A 24,133-nucleotide genomic window follows, 5' to 3' on the forward strand; every position below is an offset into this window, starting at 1 on the left:
AGTGTCCGACAGGGAACAGCCGCGCCGCCGCGTGCCCGGCCCGGCCCGGCCCGACCGCCCCCGCGGCGGCAGCCAGCGGCGCCCCGGCCCCGGCGCCCGCCCGGTCCGCCGCCCGAACCCGGCCGCCGCGCGGCGTCCCCCGGCCCCCCGCGTCATCCGGCTGGGCAGCCCACGCCCCCGGCTGCGCATGGTCAGCCTCGCGCTGACCCTCGTACTGATCGCGTTCGTCGTACGACTGCTCCAGGTCCAGGCCGTCGACGCCGACACCCTGGCCGCCAAGGCCGGGGAGAACCGGTACGTCGGCCGCACTCTGTCCGCCGAGCGCGGCGAGATCACCGACCGTAACGGCATCGCTCTCGCGACCAGCGAGGACGCGTACGACATCACGGCCGACCCCACGCTGTTCACCCGTGAGCAGCTGAAGATCGACGACGGGCCCGAGCAGGCCGCCGCGCTCCTCGCGCCGATCCTCGGCGTGGACCAGGACGGCCTGGTCAAGAAGCTCAGGCCGGAGAACAAGGAGTCGCGCTACGCCCTGCTGGCGCGGCGGCAGACGCCGCAGGTCTGGCAGCAGATCAAGGACCTGAAGACCGCGCTCGCCACCAAGGCCGAGTCCGACAAGGGCACGGTCAACGTCCTCGCGGGCGTGCTCGCGGAACCCACCAGCAAGCGGGTCTACCCCAACAGCGAACTCGCCGCCGGGATACTGGGCTGGGTCAACGCCGACGGCAAGGGCGGCGGCGGTGTCGAGCGGCAGCTGAACTCCGAGCTGGCCGGCAAGGACGGCAAGATCCGCTACGCCCAGTCCGGTGGCCGCCAGGTGCCCACCGTGGCCTCCACCGAGACGCCCGCCGTTCCCGGCAGCGATGTCGAGCTGACCATCGACCGCGACATCCAGTGGGCCGCACAGAACGCGATCACCGAGCAGGTGCGCGAGTCCGAGGCGGACCGCGGCTACGTGATAGTGCAGGACAACCAGACCGGCGAGATCCTCGCCATGGCGAACTCGCCCGGCTTCGATCCCAACGACCTCTCCCAGGCCGAACCGGACGCCCTGCACAACTGGGCCCTGGAGGACGCCTACGAGCCCGGTTCCACCGCCAAGGTCATGTCGATGGCCGCCGTCCTCGAAGAGAACGCCGCGACCCCGCTGACGCATGTCGTCGTGCCCAATCGGCTGCACCGCGGCGACCGGCTGTTCAGGGACGACATCGACCACGAGACCTGGTACCTGACGCTGAACGGCGTGCTCGCCAAGTCCAGCAACATCGGTACCATCCTGGCGACCGGCCAGCTCGGCGAGACCCAGGCCGAGTCCAACGAGATCCTCTACTCGTATCTGCGCAAGTTCGGCCTCGGCAGCTACAGCGGGCTCGGCGTCCCCGGCGAGACCAAGGGCATCCTCGCGCCGCCCGACCAGTGGTCGACCTCGCAGCAGTACACGATTCCTTTCGGCCAGGGCATGTCCCTCAACGCGATGCAGGCCGCCTCCGTCTACTCGACGATCGCCAACGGCGGCGTACGCGTGGAACCCTCGCTCATCCGCGGCACCACAGGCCCCGACGGCCGCTTCACTCCCGCCGCGAAACCCAAGAAGACCAAGGTCGTCAGCGAGAAGACGGCCAAGAGCCTCTCCCAGATGCTGGAGTCCGTCGTGGACGACCGGGAGGGCACCGGCACCAAGGCGCGGATTCCCGGCTACCGCGTCGCGGGCAAGACGGGCACCGCGAACCGTGTGGATCCGGCCACCGGCAAGTACCACGGCTACACCTCGTCGTTCGCCGGATTCGCGCCCGCCGACAACCCCCGCGTCACCGTCTACTGCGCCATCCAGAACGCCACCGCGGGCAGCTACTTCGGCGGCCAGATCTGCGGGCCCGTCTACAAGGAGGTCATGGAGTTCGCGCTGAAGACCCTTCAGGTCCCGCCGACCGGGGCCAAGCCCGCCAACTTGCCGGTCACCTACGGACCCTGATCAGCACCGAGCCACCGGGAACCACCTCGTGACAACGATCACCCCCGACTCCGGGAACCAGGGCCCGCCCGAGCCCTCGCCCACCCGTCACCCACCGCCCCTGCCGGACCGCGCTGTCCGCGGGCCCCTTTTTAGCTCCGAAGCGGGTACGCCGGGTACGCTCACCGCCGTGCCACACGCTGATCAGTCCCAAACCACTCAGAAGGGCGCACCCGTGACATATCCGGGACCGCCCAGGCCGGTTCAGGTCTCCGCAACATCCCTCGTGGAGCTCGCCGATCAGCTGGGTGGTGTCGCGCAGCCGGAAGTCGCCGCCGAGGTCACGGGCATCACCCATGACTCGCGCGCCGTCCGGCCCGGCGACCTGTACGCCGCTCTCCCCGGCGCGCGCCTGCACGGCGCCGACTTCGTCACGCAGGCCGCCGGTCTCGGCGCGGTCGCCGTGCTGACCGACCCCACCGGGGCCGAACGCGCCGCGGCCACCGGGCTCCCGGTCCTGGTCGTCGACGACCCGCGGGGACGGATGGGCGAGCTGGCGGCCACGATCTACGGCCACCCCGGCCGGGATCTGCTCCAGATCGGCATCACCGGCACCTCGGGCAAGACCACGACCGCCTACCTCGTGGAGGGCGGTCTGAAGACGGCCAGGTCCACCGGGCTCATCGGCACGGTCGAGATGCGCATCGGCGAGGAGCGCATCAAGTCCGAGCGGACCACCCCCGAAGCCACCGACCTCCAGGCCCTGTTCGCCGTCATGCGCGAACGCGGCGTCGAGGCCGTCGCCATGGAGGTCTCCAGCCACGCGCTGGTCCTCGGCCGCGTCGACGGCTGCGTCTTCGACATCGCCGTCTTCACCAACCTCAGTCCGGAACACATGGAGTTCCACTCCGACATGGAGGACTACTTCCGGGCCAAGGCACAGCTCTTCACGCCTCGACGCAGCAAACTCGGTGTCGTCAACCTCGACGACGAGTACGGCCGCCGGCTCGCCAAGGAATCCACGGTCCCGGTCGTCACCTTCTCCGCCGAAGGCCACCCCGACGCCGACTGGCGCGCGGACGACGTCAACGTCGGGCCCATGGACTCGGCGTTCACCGTGATCGGCCCCAAGGGCGAGCGGATCGCCGCCAAGTCGCCGCTGGCGGGCCCCTTCAACGTCGCCAACACCCTTGCCGCGATCGTCGCCCTGGCCACCGCCGGCCTCGCCCCGCAGGCCGCCGCCGACGGCGTCGCCGCCGTGCCGGGCGTGCCGGGCCGGCTTGAGCGGGTGGACGCCGGCCAGCCGTATCTCGCGGTCGTGGACTACGCACACAAGACCGACGCCGTCGAATCGGTGCTCCGGGCCCTGCGCAAGGTCACGGAGGGCAGGCTGCACGTCGTACTCGGCTGCGGCGGCGACCGCGACCGGACGAAGCGGGCACCGATGGGCGCCGCCGCCGCCCGGCTCGCCGACACCGCCGTACTGACCTCCGACAACCCCCGCTCCGAGGACCCCCTCGCGATCCTCGCAACCATGCTGCAGGGCGCGGCGTCCGTGCCAGTACACGAGCGCGGCGAGGTCCAGGTCTTCGAGGACCGGGCCGCCGCGATCGCCGCCGCCGTCGCCCGCGCGCAGCCCGGGGACACCGTGCTGGTCGCGGGCAAGGGCCACGAGCAGGGCCAGGACATCGCCGGGGTGGTCCGTCCCTTCGACGACCGCCAGGTGCTTGGCGAAGCAATCCGGAAAACCCAGGGATGAGAATCCAGAAGATCCAGGGGATGAACTTGTGATCGCCCTCTCTCTCGCCGAGATCGCAGCAGTCGTCGGCGGGCAGACACACGACATACCGGATCCGTCCGTCCAGGTCACGGGACCGGTCGTCCGGGACTCCCGTGAGGCGGGTCCCGGCAGCCTCTTCGTCGCCTTCGTCGGCGAGCGCGTGGACGGCCACGACTTCGCGGCCCAGGTCGTCGAAGCGGGAGCCGCCGCCGTGCTGGCGTCCCGTCCCGTGGGCGTCCCCGCCATCGTGGTCGAGGACGTCCAGACGGCCCTCGGCGCGCTCGCGCGTCATGTCGTACGACGGCTCGGCACGACCCTCGTGGCGCTCACCGGCTCGGCCGGCAAGACCAGTACCAAGGACCTCATCGCCCAGGTGCTGCAGCGCAAGGCGCCGACCGTGTGGACGCCCGGTTCGTTCAACAACGAGATCGGGCTGCCGCTGACCGCCCTGAGCGCCACCGAGGAGACGAGGTTCCTCGTCCTGGAGATGGGCGCCCGCGGTATCGGCCACATCCGCTACCTCACGGATCTGACGCCCCCGAAGATCGGCCTCGTCCTGAACGTCGGCACCGCCCACATCGGCGAGTTCGGCGGCCGGGAGCAGATCGCGCAGGCCAAGGGTGAACTCGTAGAGGCCCTTCCGGAAGACGGGGCCGCGATCCTCAACGCAGACGATCCCCTCGTACGGGCCATGGCATCCCGTACGAAGGCGAAGGTGGTCCTTTTCGGAGAGTCCGGCGAAGCGGGCGTACGCGCTGAGAACGTGCGGCTCACGGACACCGGACAGCCTGCTTTCACGCTCCACACACCCTCCGGTGCAAGCGACGTGACCATGCGCCTGTACGGTGAGCACCACGTGTCGAACGCGCTCGCCGCGGCCGCCGTCGCCCATGAGCTGGGCATGTCCGCGGAAGAGATCGCCACCGCGCTCTCCGAGGCGGGCTCCCTCTCCCGCTGGCGGATGGAGGTCACCGAGCGCCCGGACGGCGTGACGGTCGTCAACGACGCCTACAACGCGAACCCCGAGTCCATGCGAGCCGCCCTGCGCGCGCTCGCGGCCATGGGCGAAGCCTCACGGGCAAAAGGGGGTCGGACGTGGGCGGTGCTCGGGCAGATGGCCGAGCTCGGGGACGAGGCGCTCGCCGAGCACGACGCGGTCGGACGGCTCGCCGTCCGGCTCAACGTCAGCAAGCTCGTCGCGGTCGGGGGAAGGGAAGCGTCCTGGCTGCAACTGGGCGCATATAACGAGGGTTCGTGGGGTGAGGAGTCGGTGCACGTGTCCGACGCACAGGCGGCGATCGACCTGTTGCGCAGCGAATTGCGCCCGGGAGACGTCGTACTCGTGAAGGCGTCCCGGTCGGTCGGGCTTGAGAGCGTGGCGCAGGCGCTCGTCGAGGCCGGTGCCGAGGGTGAGGTTGCCGCCCGATGATGAAGCAGATCCTGTTCTCAGGAGTCATTGGCCTCTTCCTGACGCTGGTCGGCACCCCGTTGCTGATCAAGCTGCTGGCCCGCAAGGGTTACGGCCAGTACATCCGGGACGACGGCCCGCGGGAGCACGCCAGCAAGCGCGGTACGCCGACGATGGGCGGTATCGCCTTCATCTTCGCGACGGTGGCCGCCTACTTCCTGTCCAAGCTGATCACCGGCTACTCGGTGACCTACTCCGGTGTGCTGGTACTCGGCCTCATGGTCGGCATGGGCCTGGTCGGCTTCCTCGACGACTACATCAAGATCGTCAAGCGGCGCTCGCTGGGCCTGCGGGCCAAGGCGAAGATGGCCGGCCAGCTGCTCGGCGGCATCGCCTTCGCTGTGCTCTCGCTGCAGTTCGAGGACGCCCGCGGCAACACCCCGGCGTCCGCGAAGCTGTCGTTCATCACCGACTTCGGCTGGACGATCGGCCCGGTGCTGTTCGTCGTCTGGGCGCTGTTCATGATCCTCGCGATGTCGAACGGCGTGAACCTCACCGACGGCCTGGACGGTCTGGCCACCGGCGCGTCCGTGCTCGTCTTCGGCGCCTACACGTTCATCGGCGTATGGCAGTTCCAGGAGTCGTGCGCCAACGCGCAGGACCTGACCAACCCCAACGCCTGTTACGAGGTGCGCGATCCGCTCGACCTCGCGGTCGTCTCCGCCGCGCTGATGGGCGCCTGCCTCGGCTTCCTGTGGTGGAACACCTCTCCCGCCAAGATCTTCATGGGGGACACCGGTTCGCTCGCGCTCGGCGGGGTGCTCGCGGGCCTGGCCATCTGCTCCCGCACCGAGCTGCTGCTCGCCATCCTCGGCGGTCTCTTCGTCCTGATCACGATGTCGGTGGTCATCCAGGTCGGCTCCTTCCGCATGACCGGCAAACGCGTCTTCCGGATGGCGCCACTCCAGCATCACTTTGAACTCAAGGGCTGGTCGGAAGTGCTCGTCGTGGTCCGCTTCTGGATCATTCAGGGCATCTGTGTGATCGTTGGACTGGGCCTCTTCTACGCGGGATGGGCAGCGGAAAAGTGATCTCCTCGGAGCCCTTCGAGTTTCAGGGCAAGCACGTCACCGTCGCCGGGCTGGGCGTCTCCGGTGTCCCGGCGGCCAAGGTCCTGCACGGCCTCGGCGCGCACGTCACCGTCGTCAACGACGGCGACGACGCACGCGCGCGTGCCCAGGCCGAGGAGCTGGAGGCGCTCGGTGTCACCGTCCGCCTCGGCGACACTGCATCCAATAGCGGCTCTGCCGCGGGCACCCTGCCCGAGGGCACCGACCTGATCGTCACCGCACCCGGCTGGAAGCCGGACAAGCCGCTGTTCGCGGCGGCGCGCGAAGTCGGCATCGAGATCTGGGGCGACGTCGAACTCGCCTGGCGGCTGCGCGGCCGGGACGGCAGAGAAGCAGCCCCCTGGCTCGCCGTCACCGGCACCAACGGCAAGACCACCACCGTCCAGATGCTCGCCTCGATCCTGACGGCGGCGGGCCTGCGCACGGCCGCGGTCGGCAACATCGGCGTCTCCCTGCTGGACGCGGTGCTCGGCGAGGAGCCGTACCGCGATCTCGACGTACTGGCCGTCGAACTCTCCAGCTACCAGCTCCACTGGGCGCCCTCCCTGCGCGCCCACTCCGCCGTCGTCCTCAACCTCGCCCCCGACCACCTCGACTGGCACGGCTCCATGGAGGCGTACGCCGCCGACAAGGGCCGTATCTACGAGGGCAATCGCGTCGCCTGTGTCTACAACGTCGCCGACAAGGCCACCGAGGACCTGGTCCGCGAGGCCGACGTCGAGGAGGGCTGCCGGGCGATCGGCTTCACCCTCGGAACCCCCGGCCCCTCCCAACTCGGCGTCGTGGACGGCATCCTGGTCGACCGCGCCTTCGTCGAGAACCGGCAGAAGAACGCCCAGGAACTCGCCGAGGTCTCCGACGTCAGCCCGCCGGCCCCGCACAACATCGCCAACGCCCTTGCCGCCGCGGCCCTCGCGCGCGCCTTCGGGGTGCCCGCGGCGGCCGTACGGGACGGGCTGCGGGCGTTCACCCCGGACGCCCACCGCATCGCGCACGTCGCCGATGTGGACGGGGTCGCGTATGTCGACGACTCCAAGGCGACCAATACGCACGCGGCCCAGGCGTCGTTGGCGGCGTACGACTCGGTCGTCTGGATCGCGGGCGGTCTGGCCAAGGGCGCGACCTTCGACGAGCTGGTCGCCCAGTCGGCCGAGCGGCTGCGCGGAGTGGTGCTGATCGGCGCCGACCGTGCGCTGATCCATGAAGCCCTGGTGCGACACGCGCCCGAGGTACCCGTCGTCGACCTCGACCGGACCGACACTGGGGCGATGCCGGCGGCTGTCCGGGAGGCGCGGCGACTCGCCGTCGCCGGAGACACGGTGCTCTTGGCACCTGCCTGTGCCTCCATGGACATGTTCGTCAACTACAACAAGCGTGGAGACGCGTTCGCGGACGCTGTTCGCGAACTCGGCGCCTGACCCCGGCCGCCGGCTGCCGGGCGACCTTGGGAGGGACGCGTGGAGCCGTCGAGGCCGACGTACAGCGGAGGCACCGATGCCCGGTAGCCGTACCGGGCGGCCGCCCGTGCAGCGTGCCGTCCGCAAGCCCGCCGTGCCGGGAACCCCGGGCGAGAATCCCGTCGTACGGCTGTTCACACGCACCCGCAAGGCCTGGGACCGGCCGTTGACCGCGTACTACCTGATCCTCGGCGGCAGCCTGCTGATCACCGTGCTCGGGCTGGTGATGGTCTACTCGGCCTCCCAGATCACCGCGCTGCAGCTGTCGTTGCCGGGGTCGTACTTCTTCCGCAAGCAGGCCGTGGCCGCGCTGATCGGCGCCGCACTGCTGCTCGCCGCCTCGCGCATGCCGGTCAAGCTGCACCGGGCGCTGGCCTACCCGATACTGGCGAGCGCCGTGTTCCTGATGGCCCTGGTGCAGGTGCCGGGGATAGGGGTGGCGGTCAACGGCAACCAGAACTGGATCTCCATCGTCGGCCCCTTCCAGCTCCAGCCCAGCGAGTTCGGCAAGCTCGCGCTGGTGCTGTGGGGCGCCGACCTGCTGGCCCGCAAGCAGGACAAGCGGCTGCTCACCCAGTGGAAGCACATGCTGGTGCCGCTCGTTCCGGTGGCGTTCATGCTGCTCGGGTTGATCATGCTCGGCGGTGACATGGGTACGGCGATCATCCTGACGGCGATCCTGTTCGGCCTGCTGTGGCTGGCCGGGGCGCCCACCAGGCTGTTCGTGGGCGTGCTGACGGGCGCGGCCTTCGTCGGCGCGATCCTGATCAAGACCAGCCCGAACCGTATGGCCCGCTTCGCCTGCATCGGCGCCACCGAGCCCGGCACCGGCACCGCCGACTGCTGGCAGGCCGTGCACGGGATCTACGCGCTCGCCTCCGGCGGACTCTTCGGTTCCGGGCTCGGTGCGAGTGTGGAAAAATGGGGCCAACTCCCCGAAGCGCACACGGACTTCATCTTCGCCGTCACCGGTGAGGAACTGGGTCTGGCGGGGACGCTGTCGGTGCTCGCCCTCTTCGCGGCTCTAGGCTATGCGGGTATCCGCGTGGCCGGACGCACGGAGGACCCCTTCGTGAGGTATGCCGCGGGAGGCGTGACCACCTGGATCACCGCTCAGGCAGTGATCAACATCGGTGCGGTGCTCGGTCTGCTGCCGATCGCCGGCGTCCCCCTCCCGCTGTTCTCCTACGGAGGGTCAGCCCTGCTGCCGACCATGTTCGCCACCGGGCTGCTGATCGCGTTCGCGCGCGACGAGCCCGCTGCGCGGGCGGCGCTTTCCATGCGGCAATCTCGCTTTGGTAGAAAGCGCGCGGGACGCCCTTCGGGGCCGGGCAGATGGAACACGATGCGACGGCGTGCCTCAGCGGCGCGCTCGTCCGGAGAGCGGTGAATTTCGGTGCATGTCGTACTCGCCGGTGGGGGGACCGCCGGCCACATCGAGCCCGCGCTCGCCCTCGCGGACGCCCTGCGCAGGCAGGACCCCACCGTGGGAATCACGGCCCTGGGCACGGAGCGCGGCCTGGAGACCCGACTCGTACCCGAGCGCGGGTACGAACTCGCGCTGATCCCCGCCGTACCGCTGCCGCGCAAGCCCACGCCCGAGCTGATCACGGTTCCGGGGCGGCTGCGCGGCACGATCAAGGCGGCCGAGCAGATCCTGGAGCGCGCCAAGGCGGACGCGGTGGTCGGCTTCGGCGGCTATGTCGCCCTGCCCGGCTATCTCGCCGCCAAGCGTCTCGGCGTGCCGATCATCATCCACGAGGCCAACGCCCGCCCCGGCCTCGCCAACAAGATCGGCTCGCGGTACGCCGCCAAGGTCGCCGTCTCGACCCCGGACAGCAAGCTGCGTGACGCCCGCTACATCGGCATCCCGCTGCGCCGCTCCATCGCCACCCTCGACCGGGCCGCCGTCCGCCCCGAGGCCCGGCACATGTTCGGCCTCGACCCCCACCTGCCCACGCTGCTGGTCTCCGGCGGCTCCCAGGGCGCCCGCCGCCTCAACGAGGTGGTCCAGCAGGTCGCCCCCTACCTCCAGCAGGCCGGGATCCAGGTCCTGCACGCGGTCGGCCCGAAGAACGAACTGCCGCACGTGCAGCAGATGCCGGGGATGCCCCCGTACATCCCGGTAAGTTACCTGGACCGGATGGACCTCGCGTACGCCGCGGCCGACATGATGCTCTGCCGCGCGGGCGCGATGACCGTCGCCGAACTCTCCGCCGTCGGGCTCCCGGCCGCCTATGTACCGCTGCCCATCGGCAACGGCGAACAGCGGCTGAACGCCCAGCCGGTGGTCAAGGCCGGCGGTGGACTGCTGGTCGACGACGCGGAACTCACCCCCCAGTGGGTGCAGCAGAACGTCCTGCCCGTGCTCGCCGACCCGCACCGGCTGTACGAGATGTCCCGCGCCGCCGGCGAGTTCGGCCGCCGGGACGCCGACGAACTGCTCGTCGGCATGGTGTACGAGGCGATCGCCGCGCGTCGTGCACGCCAGTAGGGGCTGATGACGGAGGGCAGGAAGCGTGGCCGGACCGACGACCGCCGAACGCGGTGAGAGCCAGCAGGAGTCGGCCGGCCCGCCTCCGGTACGTCGCCGACGGGGACCGAGGCTTCGTACGATTGTCATTCTGGCTGTGGTGCTGGTGCTCATCGGGGCCGGCTCGGTCTGGGTGCTCTACGGCTCGCAGTGGCTGCGGGTGGATCGTGTATCGATCGCGGGCACACGGGTTCTGACGCCGCAGCAGGTACGTAAGGCCGCCGACGTACCGGTCGGGGCGCCGCTGGTATCCGTCGACACCGATGCGATTGAGGCACGGCTGAGTCGAAAATTGCCCCGAATTGACTCGGTTGACGTGGTCCGCTCGTGGCCCCATGGAATCGGGCTGAAAGTGATTGAGCGCGTTCCGGTTCTGATTGTCGAAAAGGGCGGAAAGTTCGTCGAAGTGGACGATGAAGGTGTCCGATTCGCCACGGTTTCTGAAGCCCCGAAAGGTATCCCCACACTCGAATTGACGCTGTCCCGCAGCGGTTCGAGCGCCGCGAGCCAGCGCCGCTTCGGCGAGGACCGACTGGTGCGCGAGGCCGTACGCGCCGCGGGTGCCATTCCGGCCGCCGTCGCCCGTGACACCCGGACCGTCAGGGCGAGTTCGTACGACGACATCTCACTGGAGTTGAGCGACGGCCGCACCGTCGCGTGGGGGAGTGCGGAGAACGGTGCCGCGAAGGCGCGTACGCTCACCGCTCTCATGAAAGCATCACCGGATGCGCGGCACTTCGATGTCAGCGTTCCCACCGCCCCTGCGTCATCCGGGAGTTGACGCACATCCGCGCAGGCCAGCACCCTGGTTGGGCAGTGCAACGCCTGATCACATAGGGTGAAAAGAAAAACGGGAGGTTCGGCGTGTTCGTTGAACGTGCGCCACTTGTCGACTTAGTGTCCTGTTCAGAAGATTCCAGCGAACAGACACACTGGTAACCCTAAACTTCAACGTTAGGGTTCGGGTCGGCGTTCGGACCGTCCCATTCGGCATCAGTCGCCGGATCGCGAAGCAGCAGTGCTTCGACCGGCCGGCGGCACGTAACTCGAGGCGAGAGGCCTTCGACGTGGCAGCACCGCAGAACTACCTCGCAGTCATCAAAGTCATCGGTGTCGGCGGCGGTGGTGTCAATGCCATCAACCGGATGATCGAGGTCGGTCTCAAGGGCGTCGAGTTCATCGCCATCAACACCGACGCACAGGCGCTGTTGATGAGCGACGCCGACGTCAAGCTCGATGTCGGCCGCGAACTCACCCGCGGACTCGGGGCCGGAGCCAACCCGGCCGTGGGCCGCAAGGCCGCAGAGGATCACCGCGAGGAGATCGAGGAGGTCCTCAAGGGGGCCGACATGGTCTTCGTGACGGCCGGTGAAGGCGGCGGCACCGGCACCGGCGGCGCCCCCGTCGTGGCCAACATCGCCCGGTCGCTCGGCGCGCTCACCATCGGCGTGGTGACCCGCCCGTTCACCTTCGAGGGGCGGCGCCGTGCCAACCAGGCCGAGGACGGCATCGCCGAACTCCGCGAAGAGGTCGACACCCTCATCGTCATCCCGAACGACCGGCTGCTGTCCATCTCGGACCGCCAGGTCTCGGTACTCGACGCCTTCAAGTCGGCCGACCAGGTCCTGCTCTCCGGTGTCCAGGGCATCACCGACCTCATCACCACGCCCGGCCTGATCAACCTCGACTTCGCCGACGTCAAGTCGGTCATGTCCGAGGCCGGTTCGGCCCTCATGGGCATCGGCTCGGCCCGCGGCGACGACCGCGCGGTGGCCGCCGCCGAGATGGCGATCTCCTCGCCGCTCCTCGAAGCGTCCATCGACGGCGCCCGGGGCGTGCTGCTCTCCATCTCCGGCGGCTCCGACCTCGGCCTGTTCGAGATCAACGAGGCCGCCCAGCTGGTCAGCGAGGCCGCCCACCCCGAGGCCAACATCATCTTTGGCGCGGTGATCGACGACGCCCTCGGCGACGAGGTCCGGGTCACCGTGATCGCGGCCGGCTTCGACGGGGGCCAGCCGCCGTCCAAGCGGGACAACATCCTCGGCTCGTCCGCGCCCAAGCGCGAGGAGCCGGCTCCGGCACGGCAGATCGAGAGCCGTCCGTCCTTCGGCTCGCTCGGCAGCGTCAAGCCCAAGGAGGAGCCGGAGCCGCCGGCGCCCGAGCCGGCCAACGACATCCCGGTCGCCCCGCCGGTCCCGCCGTCCCGGTCCTACTCGGACAGCGCGGCCGAGGAGCTGGACGTGCCGGACTTCCTGAAGTGATAGGACGGCGCGAGAGCGTGAGCGGCGCGCACTTCGCTTTCACCGACCGGTGGGGCGGGGTGAGCGCCGCTCCGTATGAGGAGCTCAACCTCGGCGGCGCGGTCGGCGACGACCCCGACGCCGTACGGACCAATCGCGAACTGGCCGCCAAGTCGCTGGGCCTGGACCCGGCCGACGTGGTCTGGATGAACCAGGTGCACGGCAACGACGTCGCGATGGTGGACGGTCCCTGGGGTGAACGGCCCGCCGCTGAGGTCGATGCGATCGTGACCGTGCGGCGCGGACTCGCCCTCGCCGTCCTCACCGCCGACTGCACGCCCGTTCTCCTCGCCGACCCGGTCGCCGGGGTCGTGGCCGCTGCCCACGCCGGACGGCCCGGCATGATCACCGGAGTCGTCCCCGCCGCGCTACGCGCGATGACGGACCTGGGCGCCGAGCCCTCCCGGATCGTGGCCCGCACCGGACCCACCGTCTGCGGTAGGTGCTACGAGGTGCCGGAGGCGATGCGAGCCGAGGTGGCCGCCGTGGAGCCGACGGCGTACGCCGAGACGAGTTGGGGTACACCCGCCGTCGATGTGAGCGCCGGCGTGCATGCGCAACTCGAACGGCTCGGGGTGCGCGACCGGGAGCAGTCACCGGTGTGCACGCTGGAGTCGGGCGACCACTTCTCGTACCGCCGCGACCGCACCACCGGTCGGCTCGCGGGCTATGTCTGGCTGGGCTGATGGGGCATGACGGACCGTAAGGAAGAACTCGCCGTAAACCTGGCGAAGGTGGAGGAGCGGATCGCCGCCGCGTGCGCGGCCGCCGGACGGAAGCGCGAGGAGGTGACCCTGATCGTGGTCACCAAGACGTACCCGGCGAGTGATGTGCGAGTCCTGTCGGAACTCGGTGTGCGTCATGTCGCCGAGAACCGCGACCAGGACGCGGCACCCAAGGCCGCCGAATGCTCGGATCTGCCCCTTACATGGCATTTCGTGGGTCAGCTCCAGACCAACAAGGTGCGATCCGTGGTCGGTTACGCGGATCACGTGCAGTCCGTCGATCGTTCCAGGCTGGTGACGGCCCTCTCGAACGAGGCCGTGCGGGCCGGGCGCGAGGTGGGCTGCCTGATCCAGGTCGCGCTCGACGCGGGTGCGAGCGGCAGAGGGGAGCGGGGAGGCGTGGCACCGGACGGAATCGCCGAGTTGGCCGAACTGGTCGCTCGGTCTCCGGGGCTGCGGCTCGACGGACTGATGACCGTCGCGCCGCTCGCCGGGGAGTACGCGGGACGCGAACTGGCGGCGTTCGAGCGCATGATGGATTTGTCGACTGACCTGCGCCGGGCACATCCGGCTGCGAACATGGTCTCGGCAGGAATGAGCGCGGACCTTGAGCAAGCCGTGGCTGCCGGAGCGACACATGTGCGCGTCGGCACCGCGGTACTCGGAGTCCGTGCCGGGCTCGGGTAACGTCGCCAAGAGTCGGACCACAGCAGAAAATATGGTCATTACCGCTGTACAGCGGGCATAACGACCTCGTGGATCCCTGGCACTTGGCAGTCGTCAGCCGATCCACCACAGAGCGGAGGACTCAGAGCATGGCCGGCGCGATGCGCAAGATGGCGGTCTACCTCGGCCTCGTGGAGGACGATGGGTACGACGGCCGCGGTTTCGACCCCGACGACGACTTCGAACCCGAACTCGACCCGGAGCCCGAACGGGACCACCGGCGACACGAACCGTCGCACCAGTCCCACGGATCACATCACTCCCAAAGGGATGAATCGGTACGAGTGGTGCAGCCTCCGGCGCCGCGCGATCCGGTGCCTCACGCGGCCGCACTGCCTGCTGAATCCGGGCGTCCGGCGCGCATCGCGCCCGTGGCGTCCATCACACAAGAACGTCAAAGCCTGGAGAAGAACGCACCGGTGATCATGCCCAAGGTCGTGTCGGAACGAGAGCCTTACCGGATCACCACGCTTCACCCGCGGACCTACAACGAGGCCCGTACCATCGGGGAACACTTCCGTGAGGGCACCCCGGTGATCATGAATCTGACTGAGATGGATGACACAGACGCCAAGCGACTTGTCGACTTTGCGGCCGGTTTGGTGTTTGGTCTTCATGGAAGCATCGAGCGGGTGACGCAGAAGGTGTTTCTGTTGTCGCCTGCTAACGTCGATGTCACGGCGGAGGACAAGGCCCGTATCGCAGAGGGCGGGTTCTTCAACCAGAGCTGAGACGCACCACCGGAAACAGCAGTACCGAACAGCACGGATCAGGGGAGAGGGAAGCAAGGGTCATGAGCGTGGTCCTGGATGTCGTCTATATCGCGCTGATGTGCTTCCTCATCGTGATGATCTTCCGGTTGGTCATGGATTATGTCTTCCAGTTCGCCCGCTCATGGCAACCCGGCAAGGCGATGGTGGTCGTTCTGGAGGCCACCTACACTGTCACTGATCCACCGCTCAAGCTTCTGCGGCGGTTCATTCCGCCGCTGCGTCTCGGGGGCGTGGCGCTCGACCTGTCCTTCTTCGTACTGATGATCATCGTCTACATCCTGATCTCGATCGTGAGCGGGCTGTGAGCGATGTGAACTACCGTCTTGCCGATGCCGACGACTACGTTGAGGTGAAGAGATGCCGTTGACCCCCGAGGACGTGCGGAACAAGCAGTTCACGACCGTCCGCCTCCGAGAAGGCTATGACGAGGACGAGGTCGATGCCTTCCTCGATGAGGTCGAAGCCGAACTGACCCGCCTGCTTCGCGAGAACGAGGACCTGCGCGCCAAGCTGGCCGCGGCCACGCGTGCTGCTGCCCAGAACCAGCAGAACATGCGCAAGCCCCCGGAGGGTCCCGGTCCGCAGGACCAGCAGCAGGGTGGAATGCCGCAGGGCGGAATGCAGCCGGGCGGAATGCCGCAGCAGGGCGGTATGCCGCAGGGTGGTATGCAGCAGGGTGGTATGCCGCAGCAGGGTATGCGTGGTCCCGGCGCCCCCGTGCCCGCCGGCATATCGGGCCCGCCGCAGCAGCAGATGGGTGGCCCCATGGGAGGCCCGCCCCAGCTGCCGAGCGGTGCACCGCAGCTGCCCGCCGGCCCCGGCGGACAGGGTGGCCCGCAGGGTCCCGGCCCGATGGGCCAGGGTCCGATGGGTCAGGGCCCCATGGGGGGTCAGCCCCCGATGCAGCAGCAGATGGGTGGCCCGATGGGCGGCCCCATGGGCGGTCCGATGGGCGGCCCCGGTCAGGGCCCCGGTGGCGACAGTGCCGCCCGTGTCCTCTCGCTGGCCCAGCAGACCGCCGACCAGGCGATCGCCGAGGCCCGTTCCGAAGCCAACAAGATCGTCGGCGAGGCGCGTTCGCGTGCCGAGGGTCTTGAGCGGGACGCCCGTGCCAAGGCCGACGCCCTGGAGCGGGACGCGCAGGAGAAGCACCGTGTCGCGATGGGCTCCCTGGAGTCCGCCCGCGCCACGCTGGAGCGCAAGGTCGAGGACCTGCGCGGCTTCGAGCGCGAGTACCGCACGCGGCTGAAGTCGTACCTGGAGTCGCAGCTGCGTCAGCTGGAGACCCAGTCCGACGACTCGCTGGCCCCGCCGCGCACCCCGGCCACGGCGTCTCTCCCGCCGTCCCCGGCGCCTTCCATGGCTCCGGCCGGTGCGAGCGCGCCGTCGTACGGCGGCAACCAGGCGATGGGCGGCGCCCCGTCTCCTGCCGCTCCGTCCTACGGCGGTCAGCAGCAGATGTCGCCGGCGATGACCCAGCCGATGGCGCCGGTACGGCCGCAGGGTCCGGGTCCGATGGGACAGGCTCCCTCTCCGATGCGGGGGTTCCTCATTGACGAGGACGACAACTGACGGTTCGTAGTACGGCGTAGACGTCGGCAGCGTTCAGGGCGGGCCCCGGGTTTCTGATCCGGGGCCCGCCCTTTGCTGTGCGTACACGGACATGTGCGGTGTTTGTTCGGGCGGGGGTGAGGTGTCCGACGTACGCAATGCCGAAGGCCCGGCCCACCGAGAATTCCTCGGTGGGCCGGGCCTTCCAGGTGGGGTGCCGCCTGCGGGCATGCGTGGGCGTTATGCCTTGCGGAGGTGGAAGGTCAGGGTCAGCGTCTCGTCCGTGAACGGAGAGCCGAACGTGCCGTCTGCCTCTCCCTGGGCGAAGTCCGTGGACAGGACCTCGTCGGCGATGAGTTCGGTGTGCGCGGTCAGGGCCGCGATCGTCGCCGGGTCCGTCGCCGTCCACCGCAGGGCGATCCGGTCGGCCACGTCGAGGCCGCTGTTCTTGCGGGCCTCCTGGATCAGTCGGATCGCGTCACGGGCGAGGCCCGCCTGGCGGAGTTCCTCCGTGATCTCCAGGTCGAGAGCGACCGTCGCACCGGAGTCGGAGGCCACGGACCAGCCCTCGCGCGGGGTCTCGGTGATGATCACCTCGTCGGGGGCGAGGGTGATCGTCTCACCGTCGACCTCCACCGACGCCGTGCCCTCGCGCAGGGCCAGCGACAGCGCTGCCGCGTCCGCATCGGCCACGGCCCTGGCCACGTCCTGGACGCGCTTGCCGAACCGCTTGCCCAGGGCGCGGAAGTTGGCCTTCGCGGTCGTGTCGACCAGCGAGCCGCCCACCTCGGACAGCGAGGCCAGCGACTCGACGTTCAGCTCCTCCGTGATCTGGGTGTGCAGTTCGGGGTTGAGGGAGCCGAAGCCCGTCGCCGCGACCAGGGCCCGCTTCAGCGGCTGGCGCGTCTTGACGCCGGACTCCGCGCGCGTGGCACGGCCCAGCTCGACCAGGCGGCGGACCAGGACCATCTGCTTCGACAGCTCCGGGTCGATCGCCGACAGGTCCGCCTCGGGCCAGGACGCAAGGTGCACCGACTCCGGGGCGCCCGGGGTGACCGGCACGATCAGGTCCTGCCAGACCCGCTCGGTGATGAACGGCGTCAGCGGGGCCATGAGCTTGGTGACGGTCTCGACGACCTCGTGCAGCGTGCGCAGCGCGGCCTTGTCGCCCTGCCAGAAGCGGCGACGGGAGCGGCGTACGTACCAGTTGGACAGGTCGTCGACGAACGCCGACAGGAGCTTGCCGGCGCGCTGGGTGTCGTACGCCTCCAGGGACTGGGTCACCTGGTCGGTGAGCGCGTGGAGTTCGGACAGCAGCCAGCGGTCCAGGAGCGGGCGGTCGGCGGGGGCCGGGTCGGCCTCGCTCGGGGCCCAGTCGGAGGTGCGGGCGTACAGGGCCTGGAAGGCGACCGTGTTCCAGTACGTGAGGAGCGTCTTGCGGACGACCTCCTGGATCGTGCCGTGGCCGACGCGGCGGGCCGCCCACGGGGAGCCGCCGGCCGCCATGAACCAGCGGACGGCGTCGGCGCCGTGCCGGTCCATGAGCGGGATCGGCTCCAGGGTGTTGCCCAGGTGCTTGGACATCTTGCGGCCGTCCTCGGCGAGGATGTGGCCGAGGCAGACCACGTTCTCGTACGACGACTTGTCGAAGACCAGGGTGCCGACGGCCATCAGCGTGTAGAACCAGCCGCGGGTCTGGTCGATGGCCTCGCAGATGAACTGCGCCGGGTAGCGGGCCTCGAACAGTTCCTTGTTCTTGTACGGGTAGCCCCACTGCGCGAACGGCATCGAACCCGAGTCGTACCAGGCGTCGATGACCTCCGGCACGCGTGTGGCCGGCTTGGCGCAGCCGTCCTGGGGGCAGGCGAAGGTGACCTCGTCGATGTACGGGCGGTGCGGATCGAGGCCGGACTGGTCGGTGCCGGTCAGCTCGGTCAGCTCCGCGCGGGAGCCGACGCAGGTGAGGTGGTCGTCCTCGCAGCGCCAGATCGGCAGCGGGGTGCCCCAGTAGCGGTTGCGGGACAGGGCCCAGTCGATGTTGTTGTTCAGCCAGTCGCCGTACCGGCCGTGCTTGACCGTGTCCGGGAACCAGTTGGTGTTCTCGTTCTCCGCCAGGAGGCGGTCCTTGAGGGCCGTGGTGCGGATGTACCAGGAGGGCTGCGCGTAGTAGAGGAGCGCGGTGTGGCAGCGCCAGCAGTGCGGGTAGCTGTGCTCGTACGGGATGTGCTTGAAGAGCAGGCCGCGCTGCTGGAGGTCTTCCGTGAGCCGTTCGTCCGCCTTCTTGAAGAAGACGCCGCCTACGAGGGGGACGTCCTCCTCGAAGGTGCCGTCCGGGCGGACCGGGTTCACGACGGGCAGGCCGTACGCGCGGCAGACCTTGAGGTCGTCCTCACCGAAGGCGGGGGACTGGTGGACCAGACCCGTACCGTCCTCGGTCGTGACGTACTCGGCGTTCACCACGTAGTGGGTGCCGCCTTCGGTCTCCGGGCTGTGCTCGTCGGTTCCCTCGCTGACGCTCGGGAACTCGACCAGCTCGAACGGGCGCTGATACGTCCAGCGCTCCATCTCGGCGCCGGTGAAGGTCTGACCGGTGGTCTCCCAGCCCTCGCCGAGGGCCTTGGCGAGGAGCGGTTCGGCGACGACGAGCTTTTCGTCGCCGTCGGTCGCGACGACGTAGGTGACCTCGGGGTGGGCGGCGACGGCCGTGTTGGAGACCAGGGTCCAGGGGGTCGTCGTCCACACCAGGAGGGCGGCCTGGCCGGCGAGCGGACCGGAGGTGAGGGGGAAACGGACGTACACGGACGGGTCGACGACCGTCTCGTAGCCCTGTGCCAGCTCGTGGTCGGACAGGCCGGTGCCGCAGCGCGGGCACCACGGGGCGACGCGGTGGTCCTGGACCAGCAGGCCCTTGGTGAAGATCTCCTTCAGCGACCACCAGACGGATTCGATGTACTCGGGGTCCATGGTGCGGTAGGGGTCGTTGAGGTCGGTCCAGTAGCCCATGCGGGTCGTGAGCGCTTCGAAGGCGTCGGTGTGGCGGGTCACCGACTCGCGGCACTTGGCGTTGAACTCGGCGATGCCGTACGCCTCGATGTCCTGCTTGCCGGAGAAGCCGAGCTCCTTCTCGACCGCCAGCTCCACCGGCAGGCCGTGGCAGTCCCAGCCGGCCTTGCGGGCCACGTGGTAGCCGCGCATGGTGCGGAAGCGGGGGAAGACGTCCTTGAAGACGCGTGCCTCGATGTGGTGGGCGCCCGGCATGCCGTTCGCGGTGGGCGGGCCTTCGTAGAACACCCACTCGGGGCGGCCCTCGGACTGCTCCAGAGTCTTGGCGAAGATCTTCTGATCGCGCCAGAAGTCGAGCACGGCGTGCTCCAGCGCGGGCAGGTCGACCTGGGCGGGCACCTGGCGGTACGTCGGCGTTGTCATCAGCGAGCTTCCTCCGGCGGACTTTCTGCCTTCCGACCGGAGGGACGAGAGCTACGTCTTTCCTTGCGCCGCCTTCGGCGCGCTCCCGCGGTACCACCCTCCTTGGCTCCCCGGTGCGTCGTCCACGCCGGTGAGCCCCCTCATTGGGGTCGCGATGCCGGTTCTACCGACCGCAGCTGTTCGACTGCGGCTTTCTTCCGGCGGCTCCGGGGTGATCTTCACGTCGCGCTCGCCCCCGGGCTTCCACCGTCCCCGGGTCGCTCTGGGCTGCGTACGCCGCTACTCGTCCCCATCCACGCTTTTCGCTCCGCCCAGTGTACGGCGCCCCGCGGACAGCGGCCGACCGGTTTTCCGGTGGCCGGGGGCGGACCGGTGGCGGGTTCCGGGATGACCCGATTGGCCAGGTAGGTGCGCTCGGATCCTGGGACGGCGGGCTTGGCGGATTACCCGGCGGAGAGCTGGGCACAACGGATGCATGCTTCCCGCCCGGCGCCTGCGGGGCGGGCGAATCGGGCGGCGTGCCCCGTTGCCGCGGGACTCAAGTCGATTTATCGTCCCAGCACGATTCGCGAGCAAGATCACAATATGTGAAGGGGCCGCGGCCATGGTGGCGAAGAAGACCGCCGTACAGCAGTCGGCGTCCGGCAGATCCACACGTGGCTCCGACGGTGCGGCCAAGGACGTGAGCGGCAAGAAGAGCGCGCAAGGGGGTGCCGCGGGGAGGGCCGCGGAGGCGGCGAAGCCGGTGAAGACGGTGCGTGAGGCTGACGCCGCCGGGAAGGTGGCCGGTGCGACGGCGGCAGGCAGCCTGGCGGGGAGGAAGGGGGCGGGGGGGAAGTCGCCGGGGGAGAAGGGGTCGGAGAAGAAGGGGCCCGGTGCATCCAAAGGGGACGAGAGGAAGACGGCTGACAAGGGGTCGGCTGACAAGGGGTCGGTCGCGAAGGGGTCGGCTGACGAAGAGACGGCCGTGAAGAAGACGGCTGCCAAGAAGGTGGCTGCCAAGAGGACGGCGACCGAGAAGGCGGCCGCCACGAAGACCGCCGCCACGAAGACCGCCGCCAAGAGGGCGTCGGCGGCATCGAAGGCGGCTCCCTCGGCTCCTTCACCTCCGTCGGCTTCCTCGAAGGGGGCGGTTGCCAAGAAGGCCGCTGCGAGGGAGGCGGTCCCCACGAAAGGGGCGGTCGCCACCAAGGCCGCTGCCAAGAAGGCGGCAGGTAGGAAGGTGTCCCCAGAGAAGGGCGTGGTGGAGAAGGCGGCGGCAGCGAAGGCGGCGGCCAAGGGCGCGGCGGCCGAGAAGCTGGCGGCAGAGGAGGCCGCTGCCGAGGAGGCGGGGGACAGGACGGCCGTGGCGAAGAAGGCGGCCTCGGAGAAGGAGGTCAGGGCGGCCGGTACCAGGAAGGCGGCTGCGAAGAAGACGGCTGTTTCGAAGAGTGCCGCCGAGCAGGACGGCGCCACGAAGAGCACGCTTGCGAAGAGCACCTCCAAGAAGAGTGCGGCCAAGAAGAAGAGCACGGCCAAGAAGGCGGGCGCGGCCGAGGCCGCGAAGCAGACGGGAGCCACGACGGTGGTTGCGAAGAAGACTCCTGGCACGGCCACGGCGGCGAAGACCGCCGTTCCGAAGGCACGGATCGCCGCGGCGGTGGAGCCGGGCGAGCTCGCGGTGCGCCCCGGTGAGGACCCCTGGACCCCGGAGGAGGTCGAGGAGGCGCGTACCGAGCTGCTGTCCGAGGGGACGCGGCTGCGTACCGAGATCACGTCGTCCGAGGAGTCGCTCGCGGGTCTGATGCGGGACTCCGGGGACGGTGCGGGCGACGACCAGGCGGACACCGGCACCAAGAACATCACGCGCGAGCACGAGCTGGCCCTCGCCGCCAACGCGCGCGAGATGCTGATCCAGACGGAGCGCGCCCTGGAGCGGCTCGACGCGGGCACGTACGGCCTGTGCGAGAACTGCGGGAACCCCATCGGCAAGGCCCGCATGCAGGCCTTCCCGCGGGCCACCCTGTGCGTCGAGTGCAAGCAGAAGCAGGAGCGCCGCTACTGATCGCCGGCGGCCGGTTCGTCGTACGCCTCCAGCACGCCGGTCCCATGAGGCGTGCCGTACGCTCGTGCTCAGTCAGGTACCTAGGTTGAGGGACTCACGTGGCAGAGGCGGAGCGCATCATCGGTACGCCGGATTCCCCCGAGGGAGCTGGAGCTGAGCCGGAGCGGTCGTCCGGTCGGGATGGGCAGGAGAGCGGTGGTGAGGGGTCCAGGGGCAAGCGCCGGATCGCCGTCCTGTTCGCCGTGGCCGCGTTCGCGTACGCCCTGGACCTGATCAGCAAGATGATCGTGGTCGCCGAGCTGGAGCACCACGACGCGATCGAGATCTTCGGGGACTGGCTGAAGCTGGAGGCGATCCGCAACGCGGGCGCGGCCTTCGGCTTCGGCGAGGCCTTCACGGTCATCTTCACGGTGATCGCCGCGGCCGTGATCGTCGTGATCGCACGCCTCGCCCGCAAGCTCTACAGCCTGCCCTGGGCGATCGCGCTCGGCCTGCTGCTCGGCGGTGCGCTCGGCAACCTCACCGACCGGATCTTCCGCTCGCCGGGCGTCTTCGAGGGAGCGGTCGTCGACTTCATCGCGCCCAAGCACTTCGCGGTGTTCAACCTGGCCGACTCGGCGATCGTGTGCGGCGGCATCCTGATCGTGCTGCTGTCGTTCCGGGGGCTCGATCCGGACGGGACCGTCCACAAGGACTGAGCACGCGTTCGGGGGTGTCGGCGGTGTCCGGCATACTCGACGGGTGAGCACGCTTCCCGAGATCCGCACCCTGCCCGTGCCCGACGGCCTGGAGGGCGAGCGCGTCGACGCCGTCATCTCCCGCATGTTCGGTTTCTCCCGTACCAAGGCCGCCGAGCTGGCGGCGGCGGGGAAGGTCGTCGTCGACGGCTCGGTGGTCGGGAAGTCCGAGCGGGTGCACGGCGGCGCCTGGCTGGAGGTCGAGATGCCGCAGGCGCCCGCGCCGGTGCAGGTGGTCGCCGAGCCGGTCGAGGGCATGGAGATCATTCACGACGACGAGGACGTGGTCGTCATCCTCAAGCCGGTCGGCGTGGCCGCGCACCCCAGCCCCGGGTGGTCCGGAGCGACGGTCATCGGCGGGCTCGCCGCCGCCGGGTACCGCATCTCGACGTCCGGCGCCGCCGAGCGCCAGGGCATCGTGCACCGCCTCGACGTCGGTACGTCGGGGCTGATGGCGGTCGCCAAGTCGGAGCGCGCGTACACCTCACTGAAGCGCCAGTTCAAGGAGCGCACGGTCGACAAGCGCTACCACACGCTGGTCCAGGGCCACCCCGACCCGACCAGCGGCACCATCGACGCCCCCATCGGCCGCCACCCCAACCACGACTACAAGTGGGCGGTCACCGCCGACGGCAAGCCGTCCGTGACGCACTACGACCTCATCGAGGCGTTCCGCGCGGCCTCCCTGCTCGATGTGAAGCTGGAGACCGGCCGCACCCACCAGATCCGCGTCCACATGGCCGCCCACCGGCACCCCTGCGTCGGCGACCTCACCTACGGCGCCGACCCGACGCTCGCCAAGCGGCTCCACCTGACCCGCCAGTGGCTGCATGCCGTACGGCTGGGCTTCGAGCACCCCGGAGACGGGCAGTGGGTCGAGTTCGCCAGCGACTACCCGGCCGACCTGCAGAAGGCCCTGGACCAGGTCCGTGAGGAGACGTACGGATGAGCTCCGCCACCCCGTCGTACGTGGTCCGGGTCGCCGAGGGTCCCGGCGACCGCGAGGCGTGCTTCGCCGTGCGCAAGGAGGTCTTCGTCGCCGAGCAGGGCGTGCCCGAGGATCTTGAGTACGACGCCTATGACGCCGTAGCGGTGCATGTGCTGGCCGTTCGGGAGGACGGGACGCCGCTCGGGGCCGGGCGGCTGCTGTGCGGTGAGGAGGCCGCCGCGAAGAACGGCGGTGATCCGTCCGTCGGCTCGCTCGGCAGGCTCGCGGTGACGAAGGCGGCACGCGGGCTGGGCATCGGGGCGGCATTGGTGCGGGCCGTCGAGGAGGCGGCACGCGCGCGTGGACTGCGGGCCGTGGATCTGCATGCGCAGACCCACGCGACGGGGTTCTACGAGCGGTTGGGGTACGCGGCGTACGGACCGGAGTTCCTGGACGCGGGGATGCCGCATCGGGCGATGCGGCGGTCTGTGTAGCCCGAGCCCGGGGGAACAGCTGGAGGAGCTGTCCGAGCAGTTTGTGCGGCGGGCTTTCGGCCTCGGGGTGCGGATCAGCCGGGGACGGGGGGAGAGACGATGCGCCCGGCGGGGGCGGATTCCGAGGTGGTGGAGCGGGTTGTTGGGGCAGCTGGATGTGTCCAGTT

The 24,133-nt window shown here is 69.6% G+C and carries 19 protein-coding genes; 18 read left to right on the top strand and 1 reads right to left on the bottom strand.

The window, feature by feature from the left end:
• The first annotated feature begins 1 nt into the window (after position 1).
• The 14 genes from GFH49_RS08580 (at position 2) to GFH49_RS08645 (ending at position 16,358) form a co-directional block, all read left to right on the top strand.
• Positions 2 to 1,975, top strand: coding sequence for a peptidoglycan D,D-transpeptidase FtsI family protein (locus tag GFH49_RS08580; protein WP_328288270.1), 1,974 nt, complete (start codon positions 2 to 4; stop codon positions 1,973 to 1,975).
• 214 nt (positions 1,976 to 2,189) lie between these two features.
• A complete protein-coding gene (locus GFH49_RS08585) occupies positions 2,190 to 3,713 on the top strand; it encodes a UDP-N-acetylmuramoyl-L-alanyl-D-glutamate--2,6-diaminopimelate ligase (RefSeq protein ID WP_155055203.1) in 1,524 nt (507 codons plus the stop codon).
• 28 nt (positions 3,714 to 3,741) lie between these two features.
• The gene (locus tag GFH49_RS08590) at positions 3,742 to 5,163 is read left to right on the top strand and encodes a UDP-N-acetylmuramoyl-tripeptide--D-alanyl-D-alanine ligase (RefSeq protein ID WP_155055204.1); all 1,422 of its coding nucleotides are present in this window, start codon (positions 3,742 to 3,744) and stop codon (positions 5,161 to 5,163) included.
• The gene (gene mraY / locus GFH49_RS08595) at positions 5,163 to 6,233 is read left to right on the top strand and encodes a phospho-N-acetylmuramoyl-pentapeptide-transferase (protein ID WP_155055329.1); all 1,071 of its coding nucleotides are present in this window, start codon (positions 5,163 to 5,165) and stop codon (positions 6,231 to 6,233) included. The genes GFH49_RS08590 and mraY overlap by 1 nt, the downstream gene beginning before the upstream one ends.
• Positions 6,215 to 7,690, top strand: a complete 1,476-nt coding sequence (gene murD, locus GFH49_RS08600) for a UDP-N-acetylmuramoyl-L-alanine--D-glutamate ligase (RefSeq protein WP_196217898.1) — start codon at positions 6,215 to 6,217, stop codon at positions 7,688 to 7,690. The genes mraY and murD overlap by 19 nt, the downstream gene beginning before the upstream one ends.
• A gap of 76 nt (positions 7,691 to 7,766) precedes the next feature.
• A complete protein-coding gene (gene ftsW, locus GFH49_RS08605; protein WP_155055205.1) occupies positions 7,767 to 9,119 on the top strand; it encodes a putative lipid II flippase FtsW in 1,353 nt (450 codons plus the stop codon).
• Positions 9,120 to 9,125: 6 nt separating this feature from the next.
• The gene (gene murG / locus GFH49_RS08610; protein WP_155055206.1) at positions 9,126 to 10,223 is read left to right on the top strand and encodes an undecaprenyldiphospho-muramoylpentapeptide beta-N-acetylglucosaminyltransferase; all 1,098 of its coding nucleotides are present in this window, start codon (positions 9,126 to 9,128) and stop codon (positions 10,221 to 10,223) included.
• A 25-nt stretch (positions 10,224 to 10,248) separates the two neighbouring features.
• Positions 10,249 to 11,043, top strand: a complete 795-nt coding sequence (locus tag GFH49_RS08615; RefSeq protein WP_155055207.1) for a cell division protein FtsQ/DivIB — start codon at positions 10,249 to 10,251, stop codon at positions 11,041 to 11,043.
• Positions 11,044 to 11,329: 286 nt separating this feature from the next.
• Positions 11,330 to 12,523 (top strand): cell division protein FtsZ, encoded by a 1,194-nt coding sequence (ftsZ, locus tag GFH49_RS08620; RefSeq protein WP_155055208.1) that lies wholly within the window; start codon positions 11,330 to 11,332, stop codon positions 12,521 to 12,523.
• A complete protein-coding gene (pgeF, locus tag GFH49_RS08625; protein WP_155055209.1) occupies positions 12,520 to 13,248 on the top strand; it encodes a peptidoglycan editing factor PgeF in 729 nt (242 codons plus the stop codon). Before ftsZ ends, pgeF begins: the two co-directional genes overlap by 4 nt.
• A gap of 6 nt (positions 13,249 to 13,254) precedes the next feature.
• Positions 13,255 to 13,974: a YggS family pyridoxal phosphate-dependent enzyme gene (locus GFH49_RS08630; RefSeq protein WP_155055210.1), complete on the top strand. Its 720-nt coding sequence runs from the start codon at positions 13,255 to 13,257 to the stop codon at positions 13,972 to 13,974.
• A gap of 128 nt (positions 13,975 to 14,102) precedes the next feature.
• Positions 14,103 to 14,744: a cell division protein SepF gene (locus tag GFH49_RS08635; RefSeq protein WP_155055211.1), complete on the top strand. Its 642-nt coding sequence runs from the start codon at positions 14,103 to 14,105 to the stop codon at positions 14,742 to 14,744.
• A gap of 62 nt (positions 14,745 to 14,806) precedes the next feature.
• Positions 14,807 to 15,091 carry a YggT family protein gene (locus tag GFH49_RS08640; RefSeq protein ID WP_155055212.1) on the top strand — a complete coding sequence of 95 codons (285 nt, stop codon included), beginning with the start codon at positions 14,807 to 14,809 and terminating at the stop codon, positions 15,089 to 15,091.
• A 52-nt stretch (positions 15,092 to 15,143) separates the two neighbouring features.
• Positions 15,144 to 16,358: a DivIVA domain-containing protein gene (locus GFH49_RS08645; RefSeq protein ID WP_155055213.1), complete on the top strand. Its 1,215-nt coding sequence runs from the start codon at positions 15,144 to 15,146 to the stop codon at positions 16,356 to 16,358.
• 219 nt (positions 16,359 to 16,577) lie between these two features.
• Here the strand turns inward: GFH49_RS08645 and ileS are convergent, their stop codons facing one another.
• Complete coding sequence (gene ileS, locus GFH49_RS08650; protein ID WP_155055214.1) at positions 16,578 to 19,763, bottom strand: isoleucine--tRNA ligase; 3,186 nt, start codon at positions 19,761 to 19,763, stop codon at positions 16,578 to 16,580.
• A gap of 604 nt (positions 19,764 to 20,367) precedes the next feature.
• Between ileS and GFH49_RS08660 the strand changes: the two genes are divergently transcribed.
• From GFH49_RS08660 to GFH49_RS08675, 4 genes are all read left to right on the top strand, one after another.
• Positions 20,368 to 21,807 carry a TraR/DksA family transcriptional regulator gene (locus tag GFH49_RS08660; protein ID WP_196217899.1) on the top strand — a complete coding sequence of 480 codons (1,440 nt, stop codon included), beginning with the start codon at positions 20,368 to 20,370 and terminating at the stop codon, positions 21,805 to 21,807.
• Positions 21,808 to 21,905: 98 nt separating this feature from the next.
• Positions 21,906 to 22,505, top strand: a complete 600-nt coding sequence (lspA, locus tag GFH49_RS08665) for a signal peptidase II (RefSeq protein WP_155055215.1) — start codon at positions 21,906 to 21,908, stop codon at positions 22,503 to 22,505.
• Positions 22,506 to 22,548: 43 nt separating this feature from the next.
• Positions 22,549 to 23,493, top strand: coding sequence for an RluA family pseudouridine synthase (locus GFH49_RS08670; RefSeq protein WP_155055216.1), 945 nt, complete (start codon positions 22,549 to 22,551; stop codon positions 23,491 to 23,493).
• Positions 23,490 to 23,966, top strand: coding sequence for a GNAT family N-acetyltransferase (locus GFH49_RS08675; protein ID WP_155055217.1), 477 nt, complete (start codon positions 23,490 to 23,492; stop codon positions 23,964 to 23,966). Before GFH49_RS08670 ends, GFH49_RS08675 begins: the two co-directional genes overlap by 4 nt.
• The last annotated feature ends 167 nt before the right edge of the window (positions 23,967 to 24,133 follow it).

The organism is Streptomyces blattellae (assembly GCF_009709555.1).
In the GTDB taxonomy this organism is placed as follows: domain Bacteria; phylum Actinomycetota; class Actinomycetes; order Streptomycetales; family Streptomycetaceae; genus Streptomyces; species Streptomyces blattellae.

Bases quoted from the DNA above. Each gene is read 5' to 3' on its own strand.
- GFH49_RS08675 (WP_155055217.1), top strand. From the start codon at position 23,490: ATGAGCTCCGCCACCCCGTCGTACGTGGTCCGGGTCGCCGAGGGTCCC.
- GFH49_RS08630 (WP_155055210.1), top strand. From the start codon at position 13,255: ATGACGGACCGTAAGGAAGAACTCGCCGTAAACCTGGCGAAGGTGGAG.
- GFH49_RS08660 (WP_196217899.1), top strand. From the start codon at position 20,368: ATGGTGGCGAAGAAGACCGCCGTACAGCAGTCGGCGTCCGGCAGATCC.
- GFH49_RS08645 (WP_155055213.1), top strand. From the start codon at position 15,144: ATGCCGTTGACCCCCGAGGACGTGCGGAACAAGCAGTTCACGACCGTC.
- ileS (WP_155055214.1), bottom strand. From the start codon at position 19,763: ATGACAACGCCGACGTACCGCCAGGTGCCCGCCCAGGTCGACCTGCCC.
- GFH49_RS08640 (WP_155055212.1), top strand. From the start codon at position 14,807: ATGAGCGTGGTCCTGGATGTCGTCTATATCGCGCTGATGTGCTTCCTC.
- ftsW (WP_155055205.1), top strand. From the start codon at position 7,767: ATGCCCGGTAGCCGTACCGGGCGGCCGCCCGTGCAGCGTGCCGTCCGC.
- mraY (WP_155055329.1), top strand. From the start codon at position 5,163: ATGAAGCAGATCCTGTTCTCAGGAGTCATTGGCCTCTTCCTGACGCTG.
- GFH49_RS08635 (WP_155055211.1), top strand. From the start codon at position 14,103: ATGGCCGGCGCGATGCGCAAGATGGCGGTCTACCTCGGCCTCGTGGAG.
- murD (WP_196217898.1), top strand. From the start codon at position 6,215: ATGGGCAGCGGAAAAGTGATCTCCTCGGAGCCCTTCGAGTTTCAGGGC.